Annotated in this window: 7 protein-coding genes; 1 reads left to right on the plus strand and 6 read right to left on the minus strand. The window is 35.0% G+C overall.

Annotated elements, in window-relative coordinates:
* The first annotated feature begins 147 nt into the window (after positions 1 to 147).
* A complete protein-coding gene (locus EPK97_RS22110) occupies positions 148 to 270 on the plus strand; it encodes a hypothetical protein (protein ID WP_276609465.1) in 123 nt (40 codons plus the stop codon).
* A 258-nt stretch (positions 271 to 528) separates the two neighbouring features.
* Here the strand turns inward: EPK97_RS22110 and EPK97_RS03360 are convergent, their stop codons facing one another.
* From EPK97_RS03360 to EPK97_RS03385, 6 genes are all read right to left on the minus strand, one after another.
* The gene (locus EPK97_RS03360; RefSeq protein ID WP_162035169.1) at positions 529 to 1,497 is read right to left on the minus strand and encodes a hypothetical protein; all 969 of its coding nucleotides are present in this window, start codon (positions 1,495 to 1,497) and stop codon (positions 529 to 531) included.
* A 3-nt stretch (positions 1,498 to 1,500) separates the two neighbouring features.
* On the minus strand, positions 1,501 to 7,332 hold the full coding sequence (locus EPK97_RS03365; protein WP_162035170.1) for an RHS repeat-associated core domain-containing protein: 5,832 nt from the start codon (positions 7,330 to 7,332) through the stop codon (positions 1,501 to 1,503).
* 65 nt (positions 7,333 to 7,397) lie between these two features.
* Positions 7,398 to 10,043, minus strand: a complete 2,646-nt coding sequence (locus EPK97_RS03370) for a DNRLRE domain-containing protein (RefSeq protein WP_162035171.1) — start codon at positions 10,041 to 10,043, stop codon at positions 7,398 to 7,400.
* A 550-nt stretch (positions 10,044 to 10,593) separates the two neighbouring features.
* Positions 10,594 to 10,824 carry an integrase core domain-containing protein gene (locus tag EPK97_RS22505; protein WP_420826770.1) on the minus strand — a complete coding sequence of 77 codons (231 nt, stop codon included), beginning with the start codon at positions 10,822 to 10,824 and terminating at the stop codon, positions 10,594 to 10,596.
* 336 nt (positions 10,825 to 11,160) lie between these two features.
* On the minus strand, positions 11,161 to 11,865 hold the full coding sequence (sigK, locus tag EPK97_RS03380) for an RNA polymerase sporulation sigma factor SigK (RefSeq protein WP_160646333.1): 705 nt from the start codon (positions 11,863 to 11,865) through the stop codon (positions 11,161 to 11,163).
* 97 nt (positions 11,866 to 11,962) lie between these two features.
* Entirely contained in the window at positions 11,963 to 13,903 is a 1,941-nt protein-coding gene (locus EPK97_RS03385; RefSeq protein WP_162035173.1) for an endonuclease MutS2, read from the minus strand.
* Positions 13,904 to 14,013: the final 110 nt, after the last annotated feature.

Consider the following 14,013-nt stretch of genomic DNA (forward strand, 5'->3'; position numbering starts at 1 on the left):
ATCTTACATTATTGTATATGTTCAGGTCGTTTAGGTCAAAGTGTGGGATCTATTGCAACATATTTTAAATATTTACATTTCTATAAAGAGAAGAAGTATAGTAGAAATTTCAATCATAAAGTTAGTTTGAAAAGGAGAGTGAGATTAATGTCGAGATTTAAATATATCTTGATATTCATTAGTATGATCACTATATTGACCCTTACTGCTTGTAATGAAAAAACTTCTGAAGAAGATATAGTTAGTGCTTGCTTTAGAGCTGAAGAATGAACATAGTTTAACAAACGAAGATTTTGACATGGAGCCTCTGCGGGCAAGACGATAATACAATAGTTGGATACTTTTTCAATAAATTGTATCACTGTTTTTTGATTCAACCAATCATGCCCGCCACTCCAAGTAAAATCTATTTAAGTTAACCTATTAAATTCAGTTACTGAATATTAAAGTCGTCTTTGTTGATTAGACTATTTATTCCCTTAGTAAAAAAGTAAGTGTCAATTCCCAATCGTATAAGGTATCTTCATTTTAAAGATTTTTATATTCTGACCAAATGACTTTTCCATTTTCATCAACTTCATATGAATAAATATTTGTTGCCTCTGACTTTGGTACTACTTCTTTATTATCGTTGAAGTAGTAAATAACACTTCTAACACCACCATGTTTTAAATTCTCTGTTAAAATTTGAATAGCTGGATTTGGATTTTCCTTTTTAATATGCTTATTCTTTAATTGATGCGCTACTTCATCCATACCCACTTGTTTACGAAACTTCCACTGAATTTCTCTATTTTCTGCTTTTTCATACTCCCACATATTTTCGTACAATGTTATTCTAACTAAACCGTCCTCTAACTCTATTGTCTCATATCCACTATTAAAATTAAGTAATACTTCTTTCGGAATATACTGAAAGTATTGTTCACCAAACCACATTTTCCAACATGATCCAAACCATACATCTCTAACAAGATGGGAATGGCCAGGATTATATTCAATATCGATTATCTGCCTCCTTTTTAATACATCGTGTTGTTTTAATCTAACATTTTCAAGAGATTTTCCCTTTGATTTATAAAGATCTATGTCTATATTATTTTGCAAAAAATCATCTTCAGAAGTGCACATATATGCAACTACACTTTGATGATTTTTAAATAAATCATCTAAATTCTTTAATATTTTGTTTTGGTCTTTGATATAAATTCCACCGTTTAATCTGAATGTTATTGAACAAAAAAATGGTCCTTTTGTAAAAGTGAAAAAATTACGGTCTCCATCTAACATTATGGTAAATATATCCTTGCTAGTTACCTTATCTAATGCCTCAAAAAAAACTTCAGAAGCATATTCTTTCACTTTTCCACCACCAATATTTGGTACCTTCATTTTCTTAGGGCTAAAATAAACAAGAGTGCTAAACCATTTTTTTAAATTAATTGATGAAACCTCCTGATTATTCAAAACTATTTCAAAAATTATATTTTCATCCATTCATTAGAACTCCTCCCAAATAATTTCAATACCTTTACTAGCCTTATTAATTCTTACATGGTCAAAATAATCTTTCGTTCCTTTTGGTATAACTATGTGCAGTATTCTATCTTCGTTTTCAACTAAATCTCCACCAATATATATTTTTCTTTCCGTTAAAGCATTAATGTAATCAAGGGCCTTGTATGTTGCCAAATCATCCTTATAAGATCTTGGGTCTATTGATTTTACACTAACCGCTTTTCGAGAGTTCACAAAATCAAGTACTGGAAAAAAACCATTTTGTTCTTGTCCTATATTATACCAATCATCGAATTCATATTCTGTTTGAGCAAGAACCTCTTCAAAAATCTCTCCACGTGTAAATGGATCGAATCGCCAAATTTGTCCAGTGAGATTACTTGCATCTACAAATTCTTTTGCAATAATTTTAACAAGCTCCTGTTTGCCCTTCCGACTACCTTTACCTCTATAAGTTGCTACTTTATTAATATATAGTGTGACCCAGGGGTCTTCAACATAGATATCATTTCTAACATGTATGTTCCCAGCTTCTTCTTCTTTGTTACCTGAAGGATCACTATACCTCAATGGATTATTCTTAACATACGTATACAAATTCAAACTAAGTGGGTTATTAATCTCCCCTTCATACGTATCCTCATTAATAAACCTTCCAATACTTGGATCATACCATCTTGCTCTAAGGTACTGCAACTGGGTTGCGTCATCCCATAGTTCTCCTGCGTAGCGAAATGGATTGTGTATTTGTTCTTGTTCGATGATGGGATTACCCCATATATCATAAGTATACGCGTTCAGAACATTTCCATTCTCGTCTCTAAGTTCCACCACATCCCCATGACCGTTAGTTAACACATAGGCTCTTGAGGCGTCTGCATACTCAATGATTTCTAATTGATTACCACGTATATAATGTGCTTTGAGCCTCGGTGTTCCATTCACTATGGTAGCTTCGGCTATAATGACTTCACCATCATAATAATAGCGCGTTGTCTCTCCCTGTTCGCTACGCTCTACAAGATATCCATCCCCGTTATATTTATACTCTACACGCTTCCCTTCGATCGTCACATCCGTTAATCGATCGCGGTCATCATACCCAAGTTCCTTCGGACGTTTACTTGGGAATTGCGTGGATTGCATCGTTAAACGATTGCCTCGATTATCGTAAGAGTAGACTTCGTCAAACTCTGCCGAGGTTTCAATTCGATTTAAATCATCATAAGTAAATAATTCCGTTACGTCATTTTCTGTTCGGGTAACGATGTTTTTATTGTTATCATATCCATACTTAAAACGATTCGTCTCATTGGTTCCTACTTGATGGGTTAAAGTATCTAATTGTGTTCCTTTGTAAATATATTCACTATCAATTCCGGGTACATTATTTAAATGTGTATTTTGTAATTGCCCATTATCGTAATAAGAATACTCCACATCCACTTCCAAATCGGACCCTAAATCCGGGTTGTTGGTTCCTATGGTTGCTAATCCATTTAAACTATTGTAGGTGTAATAGGTTGTCAGACCAAAGGGATCAGTCATACTCTTAAGTAGTCCATTTTCATATTCGTAAACGATATTTAATCCATCTGGATAAGTAACAGCATCAAGTTCTCCCGTATAATCATTATAGTCGTAAAATGTGTTGCCCGTTATATCCGTCATGGATATTCTTCTACCCGCTTGATCATACAAGTAAGAAATTGTTTCATCTGGACTGATTTGTTTTTCTAATTGATTTAAGCTGGTATATTCATAGTGAAAGTTTACCCCATTACGATCTATGTTTCGTATTACATTACTATTGGAATCGTAATACATCTTTTCAGTCTGGTTCATAGCATCGATGGTTTGAATCAGACGACCTTTTTCATCATATTTTTTCTCTATAAAATTGCCATCAGGATAGATTAATTTCGTTAAGTTGCCCATCATGTCATATTCATAAGTAGTGGTTTCTAGTAAATCGTTCGTAACACTTTGCAGTTGACCTGTTACGTCATAGGTAAATTGAGTACTGTTATCCTTACCATCCATTTGCTTCAACGTTTGCCTACTAATGGGTTCATGCTCATAACTAGCTACCTTTGTCGTTACTCCCGTAATGAAATTCTTTTCTTCTATTTGTTGTACATTGCCATAGAGATCATAACTTTCAATAACTCCGTTTTGTTCAGGATCAGTGGTTGTAACCGTGCGCTGTGCATCATTATACTGTATGGTAGTTATAGCATCATTGCCATGTGTAATCCCCGTTTGACGACCCCAGTTGTCATACGTATACTGCGTTGTATTCAAGGATTCATCGATACGATAATCCAGTCTTCCATAAAGATCATAGTGATAGTCTGCCTTCTTCTTATACCCTACCTCATCAAACCATCCTTCTTCGACTTTCCATCCTAACGAATTAAAAATCGTTTGCGTCTGATTCGCTTCTGCATTGGTGGACGTTGTGGTATTATTCAGATCATCATACGCTACGGTGAACGTTGTTGCATCTGGATAAACTACTTTTTCAATCCGACCTAAATGATCATATTGATACCCCGTCTCTTTTCCTTCATTGGGGTCCCCCACCGTATTCTGTCTTCCATCTTTCCAACTCGTTAAACGTCCCGTTAATATATCATATTCAGCGGTGGTGGTAATGGTAGAGTTAACACCATCAACATCGGTGACCTGAACGTTCTGCATTGTTGGGAAAGCACTTTGATACACACTACTATATTCTATTGCAGATTCAGTCGTAGAATCCGTATTTTGCACCGTGACTGTCCTTATATTTCCATAAGGGTCGAAGTTACTATAGTTTATTTTTTGCAGTAACTTACCCGTAGGTCCATTCTCCCTCACTTCGATTTGCGTAATACTTCCTTGTTCATTCCGAGCATAGTTTTTATAGATACTTCTAGTTTGATCTACCTGCTGTAATACGGTTTCGAGTAAATGATTACGATCATACGTATAGGTGGTGGTTGCACCCGTTTCAGCTGTGGTATGTGTCACATTCCCGTAATCATCATACGTTGTACTCGTGATCAATTGATCAGAGGTTTGATTATTTGTACGTGTTGTAGAGGTCGCCACCTCTACTGGATACGTATTACTACCTACCTTTTTGCTGTATTCATATGCTGTAGTTTTTTCCGAGCCTTCTGCTGTAGACTGGACTTGATCTAAGTAATATTTCGATCCTACACTACTGCTTACATAATCTTTACTGTAGGTATATTTCGTTTCAATTAAATCATTGATCGTCGTTGAGAATGTAAAGTCGCTGCTGTAAGATTGTCCATAGTCAGTTCCGTTATAGTTAAAATATTGACGGTTATATAAATCTTGGGTGCCATTATCGTACCAAATTTGATCTTCACGTGAAGCTATACGGTACACATAGTTGATTGAACTTGAACCGATATATCGCTTAACAGGTGATGGTTCATATTCATAGGAGGTCACAGCACCCGTAGGATGATGGATTTCAGTGAGTAATGCATAATCATTAGAAATCGCACGACTTGATTTCGAAGCAATTAAATTTGATGTCGCCGTTCCGATCGAATATTTATATTCCGTTCTCCTATTTTCCGCATCCACAACGGAATCGAGTAATTCTTTCCCCTCTTCCATCCGTTTATGATAAGTAACTTTTTCCTCCCCTTTGGTAAGGGTGACTTCGGTTTCCGTATACGTAATATCTATCGTATTACCTATTGCATCTTGAACCTGACTTAATAATTTTCGATCATAGACCGCATGGTGGTCATAGAAAAATTGAATCGTATTATCATACGCATCCGAAATTTGGATCACGCGTCCATCACTCGTAAAGTATTGCTTGGTCAATCCATCTGTTGAAGTGAGCTTATATTGTGAATGTTCTTCACCTACCGTAACTGATGTATCCGTAGAAAAAGTAAAACCTTCCCATGGATAATTTTTAAGCGAAGAGCCATTAATTTCATAACTCCCTCCACCTGCCATATGCATATATTTTTTACCATCTTTACTTTCAATAGAAGGTAGTTCCCAGCTCCACCCTTTTCCAATCGGATATAATCTTTCATCGAAAGACATCACTGTCTTATTATAGTATTTATCCACTGATATTGGATCCGACTCAACGGAAGTGCTTGGTGAATTAGCTATCAAGTATTCCTCATCTTTATAATTTACGAGAGCTCCAATACTACTCTCTATTTGTTGTTGCATTTCTTCTGCAGCCGATCGAGTAGCAAATCTCTGCGTTTCTAATGTAACAATTTCACCTGTCGGTTCATACACAGTCTCAGTTTCCATTCTCAGAGAACCTTTTAATTCATAAACATATCTCCAAGGGTACCGTCCACTAGTATCCCAATCACCATATGCCATCGTACTAGAGGTTGTAGTTGATGTTGAGACAGTACCCGAATATTCCTGTTTCCATTTACGTGTATCGGATTCAGGTCTTGTTACAGTACCCGAATAATTTGCTGTCCACGATTTCGTGCATTTGTAACCCGGGGTGTTGGGAGAAAGACACGGTTTATTGGTTGTCGTCGATGTGCGGGAGAGCGTACCTGTATACCCCCCAATATTGTACGGAATAGAGGGAGGGCAATCACCAGAATCTCCACCAGCATCTGCTTTCCAATTCCCCGTGGAATCATAATGTCCTACGATCGTATGCTCACAAGAATCCGTTTCAGTCCTAGAATCTGCTGGAGTAAAAGAACCTGAAGATACGTAGGAGGAACCTGATTTAGTTAAAGTTCCTCTATAACCTCCCGAACTATATGACATAGTTGATGGGAAACTGTTGGTGCTTTTGGTAAGAGATGAAGTTGCTGTTTTTTCACATCCTGGTTTAGTAAAAGAGGGATTATCCATCTTTGCTTTAGCTACTTCAGAATCATCATAAATACCATATAGCAGATCATAAGAAGGAGGATGAGGACCACCAATATAATAAAGAGAACAATTTCCTCTATCTTCTTGTACATGCTTATCTGCATCAAATGTTAAGGTATAAACTTCATCTTTTGTTGTTTTTATAGCATCAAATGTAACATAATATGCATTCACAGTTGATGTGCTCTTATAATAATCTATATCGTCAAATTGAGAGGAGGCGGTATCATAGATTCGATTCAAGGAAAAAGATAATCCATTTCGCCCCGGCAAGTTCATATCTGAGTATTGTAACGAAAGTCCGCCAGTTAAGGTTGAGATGGATTCATTTTCGATTCCAATTGAATACGGTGCCTGATTTATTGTGCTAGAATCATAGACTGGCGGTTCTTCCAATTCTATCGGTTCTTCTAAATTAGATGATTTAAAAAACTTTCCAGAACCGCTTACATTATCTGTGTCACTATCGACTACACCTACAGCCACTATACTTGGAAGGATCTCTTGTTCTTGTAACACTTCCTCATTCACAGGCCCCGTTTCACTATGGGCTACATTGATAGGCGAAGGAAATAGGATCTTCAATACTTCTTCATAACTTAGTTGCTGCGTTTCCATGTAAAATAAAATTGAATAGATTTCATTTAAAGTATAACCAGCTTCTTGCTGCTGCTCCACGTAAGATTCGCTGACAGAAAAACGGTCTAATATATCCTTTAATAATTGTTGTTTATTTATTTTTTCCGGTTTAGATGAATCTTGATCATTTTCAATTATATTATCATTTCCAAAAATCTTATCCTGATCTTCTTCAGACGATAACTGATTGCCAACCGCCCCTACTTGTGTAGGGACGAACGTAGTAAATAGCATCATAAATATGAGTATGATAGATACGTATGACTTTTTCATTTAGATAATTCTCCTTTTATATTTTAGTTAAAAATTGGATGAAATATTGCTTCTAATTTTTAAATCTATTGTTCAACACTAGTCACTCGTACATTAATCAAATTTCCGTTCGCATCATATTCATACTCATAATTTAGTACTCCATTCACTGGAGGTTCAGTTGGATCAGTTGGTTCATTCGTTCCAAATAAATCTACTAATAAGTTATATGGTGTTTCTGAAAAACTTCCATCTGCACTGAAGATAGAAATAGAATAGTTTTTCCCACTCTCAGCTAAAAAGTAGACGTCGTTTGTCCAATTTCCTTCACCAACTATAGCTTGATTTTCATCATAAACATACATTCCGTATCTTACACCTGCTGGTACATTAAGGTCGACATGATAAATTCCTGAATCTGTTGCAGTAAATTGATAGAAATCTTTATCTGCACTTGAACTCACGTAGGAATCAAGGAATTGACCAACGTTCATCGCATGAGCAGTTTCTATACTATCATTTGGTTCAAAAGAATCTGTGACGTTTGAAGGAGCCCCCTCAGGAGTAACACTGATTTCATTTGAATTTCCACTTTCACCTGCAATATTCACTGCACTAACTACATAATAATATGTCGTTCCATTTGTTACACTTGAATCAGAATAAGTTGTTCCACTTACATTTGAAGCAACTGTAGAATATGGACCACTTGATGTTGTAGCACGTTTAACTATATAGCTATCCGCATTATTTGCAGCATTCCAGCTTAAATCTACGAATGAATCACCAGTAATTCCATTCAAATTTGTTGGTGCTTCAGGAACAGTGATAACAGCTTCAGGGGTTGCAACAACTTCATTTGAATTTGCACTTTCACCAGAACCATTGACAGCACTCACCACATAGTAGTATGTTGTTCCGTTATTTACATTCGTATCCGTGTAGCTTGATGTGGTCACTCCACTAGAAATGATTGAGTAAGGACCTCCACTTACTTCTGATCGCTTAATGTTATAACTATCTACACCTGTATTTACATCCCAATTCAATTGTACTTCTCCATTCCCTTGTGTTGCAGTAAATCCGATTGGTGAATCGGGCACTAATACTATTTTATTTATTTCTAACCAAGAGCTAGCAGCTTCATCAGAGTAGCCTCTATATTTAATATAATAGGAAACTCCTGCTTGTAATTCATATTGGATTTCAGAGTAAACATCATTAGCATCATCATTGAATGTAAGTTCGTTTGTAAGTTCCATGTCACTAAATAGATGTAAGTAAGTGTCACTATCAACACCATTAGAATACGTATGAATTTTATATAACCCATCTTCATTTGGAATAAATTCATATATATTAGATTCTCCACTTTGAACGGACACATTTAATGGAGTATTCAACTGGATAACTTCTGGCTCAATTGGATCTAATGTATAGTGGATTGTAATTCTAGGTGTGAAATTACCACCCGTTACAGATCTAAACTCACGGCTCGGAGAAGTTGATTCATTTTGTTGTTTCAACATAAATCCATAATTGGCTTGAGTCCCACTATACCAATCTCTTGCTAGTTCTGTAATATCCCATTCCCAATAATCATTGACAATATTATTTGTTGTCGTGGATTCTGGACTTGCTCCAACAGTCGGCTGGTTGTTAAATGTTGTAGTTGGTTCCTCCCATGGACTAGTCACTCTATATAAATCAATGGATACCATGGTAGGGTCATCTTTTAATTGATAGGCATGGAACGAAGCATAGGTGATCGTGCTATCCGTAGGAATCGTAGGTATAAAGAAACTTACAAATGAGCGTGTTGTCCCAAAAGTATTATTAAGTCCTGTTTTAAAATTTGACTCACTTGAAAACGATGTAGTTGAAGCAATACTTGAAACGAACATATCTCTACTAACATCCCAATTATCTACAGTAGGATCAATTGTAACTGGATACTGTGTAGAAGGATCTTCTAAAAACGCTGAATCAGCAATAACATCAACATACGTTTTCCCTTTTTCTTCTCTTAAGGAAAGAGTTACTGCATCAGAATATGTTCCATTTGCATCAAACATGTATGGTTTTTGAAAATAGAATTGCTGTGATCCTTTGTTATCTTCAAATACAATGATCCCATCTGAATTCGTAGTTGCTGTTAAACCTTTTAATTTCATTTCAAACGTAAAAATATTACTTGAAGGAAGACGATGAAGTATAATATCTTCTTTTACTGCACTCCCCTTCACTTGGTAACGAATATCTACATCGTCATACATCCCTGTGTATGTAATTTCATTATTTTCAACCTTCCCTTTAACCTTTTTTGCATTTAAAGGAATAAGAGAAATGCTTTTTCCACCTTTTTCTACTGTAACCAGCTCATTTTCATTCATTTCATCTGCAAAGGAAGCTTTAAAAGCATTCGCTGTAGTTTCATGTTTAGCATTTTTATTATTTTTTTTCAAATTGTTATTAATTTTCTTCCACTTTTTATCCGTAGTATCTTGATAGAATTGGGGTTCTAAATAAATTTCTTCTGTATAACTTCCATCAGGATTCAGATAACGTGTAGAGAACTCAGTTCTTTCTTGTGTTAACTCCATTATTTCTTTTGGTTCCACTGATTGAGGTTCTCCATTTGCTATAAAAGCAAACTGTGAACCTATTAAACTAAAAATAATAATGGCTAAAAAGATAGTGCTAAAACGAGGTTTTTTTCTTGATGTTGACATGAACAACTTCCTTCCCAATTTGTATTTTATTGTTGTAACCGGACAATTATATCACGGAAGTATTATAAACTTCACTTATGAAATTTTGGTAATTCACTCATTGATTACAATCGGGTTGGAGGCTACCCATAAGTTGAGTTGCAGACCTCCACATCACAGTGTGTGAATTTATACGATTTTTACTCTGATCCAAAAGATATTGGCTCTCTAAGTCGAATAAGTACTAAAGGGAGGGAGATGATACTAAGGCGTTTATAGAAGGAGAAGATAGAAATCAATTTAATTTATTCCCAAATACATTGGATGATTATGTGAGTAAAGAAATCTGGAAGACCTACATACTCAACCACGGTCTTCCCCCTATTAACTTTAAGGAATAATTTCTTTTCAATAATGGGGAAGATATTTTCCAACGTAAACGATCAGCGCTTCTTCTGCAAGAGCAGAAGAAGCGCTGATCGCCAGCATACCTTACAAATCGGTGACCTCTTTAAGTTGGACTTACACCTGTCAAGTAGACAGAATTTAAAAAGGTGTATTTTAAGCAGCCTTAGTCCATTCTAAAGGGGCTAAGGTTATTTAGTTTCTTTTGGAATCTCTTATTATTGTAGTACCATATATAACGTTTCACCGCATGTTCTACTTGTTTCCGTTGCATAAAACTATATCGATAAAAGCATTCTGATTTAAAATGACTAAAAAAACTTTCTATACATGCATTATCTAAACAATTTCCTTTTCTAGACATGCTTATCTTGATATCATCCCTTCTTCGAAATATAAATTTATCGCTTTAAGTTTAAATTCTAAAGTATAAGTTTTTCTAATTTTCCCATAAAAAAAAACTCAATAATAAATAGTACAGCACCTTGCTTTTTACTGTCTACTATAAGAGGATAATTAATGTTCATTTTTTGACCCCTGGTTCCAGCACTTTTCTAGATGAAATAACAAATGTAGGTGAAGAGATTGTCATAGGTAGATTTCCACATGATATGTCTTTCACTGAGATTTATACTACTTGTGCAATAACAAGAATTACTCCCAGTTAACCAACAACAAATTAATGATTCTTCTAGGATAAATCCCCACCAGTTGTTTACTGGAGGGGACATCATTACAACTTTTTCACTCTATAGAATTCATGGAATAACTTCATTAAAGCTCTCTTTTCAATTCTAGATACATAGGATCTCGAAATGCCTAAATCTTTTGCAATTTCTCTTTGCGTAAGTTCTTCTCCGCCTTGAATTAATCCGAACCTCCCCTTGATTACTTCCCGCTCTCGATCATCTAAAATATGAAGATTGCTATATATTTTACTTTTTTCTATTTTTAGTTGTACTTTGTCTACTACTTCATCCGATTCTGTTCCTAAAATATCAATCAGTGTGATTTCATTTCCTTCTTTGTCTGTTCCTATAGGATCTTGGAGAGATACATCCTTTCTTGTTTTCTTTAAGGAACGAAGGTGCATCAAAATTTCATTTTCGATACATCTGGCTGAAAATGTAGCTAACTTCGTCCCTTTATTCGCTTTATAACTTTCAATCGCTTTGATTAAACCAATCGTTCCAATGGAAATTAAATCTTCAATGTCTTCACCAGTATTATCAAATTTCTTTACAATGTGAGCAACTAAACGCAGATTATGCTCGATGAGAATGTTCCTTGATTCCTGATGACCTTCTGCCATTAAACGTAAATGTTTGGCTTCATCTTTTTCAGCTAAAGGTTGGGGAAAAGCATTGTTTTTTACATAGGATACAAAAAAAACTAACTCCTTGGCAAACAACGCTAAAGCTGCAAAGAAACCAGGCATGTGCTTAACACCCCCACATTAAAAGAGAATGTTATATCTTATGTGGGCGATGACCTATCTGTGCAAGTACCGAAGAAATTTAATTTTCTTCCGGTATCTACACCTCATCCTTATCATATTCAATGCTCAATCCCTCAACATGTTTTCGGCTTAGTTGATTCCGTTTCTTTCGATTCTCTTTTGATTCAAATATGATATCAAAATCGTAATTTTCAGGATACAATTCCTCCGCCTTAATATGCAGTTTAATTCGTTTATGATTCAAAACCTTTTTCTCACCTTTGATCATTAACACGACTTCTCCAACTTCATTTGTAGGTTTATATACAATGCCATATTGTTTTAGAGACGGAATGAATACATTGTCTCCAATATGGAATTGAGGCAATTCTTCACTTTTACTTTTTTGCTCTTTTTTTATCTTTTTAAAACGTTTTTTTGGAGCTAATTGTTTTTCCTGATTTCTCCATTCTCTTGTCCCAGCTGCATTCGATTCATAAAACTTCTTTTCTTTATATGTGATTAAATGGGCTTTTTGTATTAGTTTTGGATGCATACCTAAACTTAAAGCAATATGAAAAGCTTGACTGTCGCCACCTTTACCTATCACCAATTTATATTTAGGTTGTAATGTTTCTGGGTCAAATTCCATGGATGCATTTTCAAATCCCTCATGTTTTGATGCAAACTCCTTGATCTCACTATAGTGAGTTGTGGCAAATATGACCGCTCCTTTTTCATATAATTCTTCTAATATAGCAACAGCTAATCCCATTCCTTCTCCTGGATCTGTTCCGGAACCCAATTCATCAATAAGAACAAGGGTTTTATCAGTAGTACTAGACAATATCTCAATAATATTTTTTATTCTTGAAGAAAATGTACTTAATGACTGTTCAATGTTTTGACCATCTCCAATATCTACTAAAATCTGATCAAATAGGCTCAACTCACTTCCTTCACCCACTGGAACGTGTAAACCACATTGTGCCATGAAAGTTAATAATCCGACTGTTTTAATCGTTACCGTTTTCCCGCCAGTATTTGGTCCAGTAATTACAAGAGCATTAAATGATTCACCCATCTTTACATTTAAAGGAACAGCATTCCTTCCTAATAACGGATGTCTCGCATTTTTCAGGTTTATGAATTGTTCATCATTCATTGAAACGGCTGAACCATTTATTTCTTGACTGTATTTTGCTTTAGCAAACAAAACATCATAATGAATCATCATTTCAATTGCAATATTTAATTCAGGTTCTGATTCTTCAACTAAATTGGTCAGCATGGAGCAGATTTTTTCCTCTTCAAGCTGCTCATCAATTTTCAATAACTGTAGTTCTTGATGACATCTACTTACATCTTCTGGTTCAATAAATACAGTTGACCCTGAAGCAGAAGTATCATATACGACTCCGCTTATACTTTTTCGATACTCTTTTCGCACTGGGATGACGTAATGTCCATCTCTTATACTCACGATCTTTTCTTGAATATATTTAGCATATTTTTTTGACTTTAATACTTTTTCAATTCTCTCTTTCATTTCTGCCTCAAGTATTAAAATATTTTTTCGTATTTTGCTTAATGGCTTGCTTGCTCTATCATCTACTTTTCCATTCCGAATACATCGATTTATTTCTTCCATTAGGTTAGAAAAATCTGAAATCGAATAAATATATGAGCTTACTCTTGGAGCTATACTTTCCTTGTCTTTCATAAATCGATCCATTTTCCTTACACTGTCTAAAAATTCAGTGAATTTATTAAGTTGATCTGGACGTAATATCATTCCTTTGTTTAACCTTCCCATTAATTGCTCCATCCCATTTAAGCTATGGACAGGTACACTTGTACTTCTCTTTAGAATTATTTTTGCCTCTGTCGTTTCTGTTAAAGCACTTTGAATCGCATTTAACTGATATGATGGTTTTAGAGTCTTTAATTTTTGTTTACCCTCTTCTGATAAAGAATACTTCATTACTTCTTCTTGCACTTTTGCAAATTCTAAACTTTCAACCGTATGTTTATTCAATGTTTTTCCCTCCGTTTTAATAATAAAATCAAAAAAAGACGACAATGAACAAAGATTCATTGTCGTCTTTCATAAAATGTACGAGGCTCTGTTTGTTTGATGAAATATCA

The organism is Chengkuizengella sediminis (genome assembly GCF_010078385.1).
GTDB lineage: Bacteria > Bacillota > Bacilli > Paenibacillales > KCTC-33759 > Chengkuizengella > Chengkuizengella sediminis.

Coding starts and splice junctions, on each gene's coding strand:
- EPK97_RS03370 (WP_162035171.1), bottom strand. CDS start 10,043: ATGTCAACATCAAGAAAAAAACCTCGTTTTAGCACTATCTTTTTAGCC.
- EPK97_RS03365 (WP_162035170.1), bottom strand. CDS start 7,332: ATGAAAAAGTCATACGTATCTATCATACTCATATTTATGATGCTATTT.
- EPK97_RS03360 (WP_162035169.1), bottom strand. CDS start 1,497: ATGGATGAAAATATAATTTTTGAAATAGTTTTGAATAATCAGGAGGTT.
- sigK (WP_160646333.1), bottom strand. CDS start 11,865: ATGCCTGGTTTCTTTGCAGCTTTAGCGTTGTTTGCCAAGGAGTTAGTT.
- EPK97_RS22110 (WP_276609465.1), top strand. CDS start 148: ATGTCGAGATTTAAATATATCTTGATATTCATTAGTATGATCACTATA.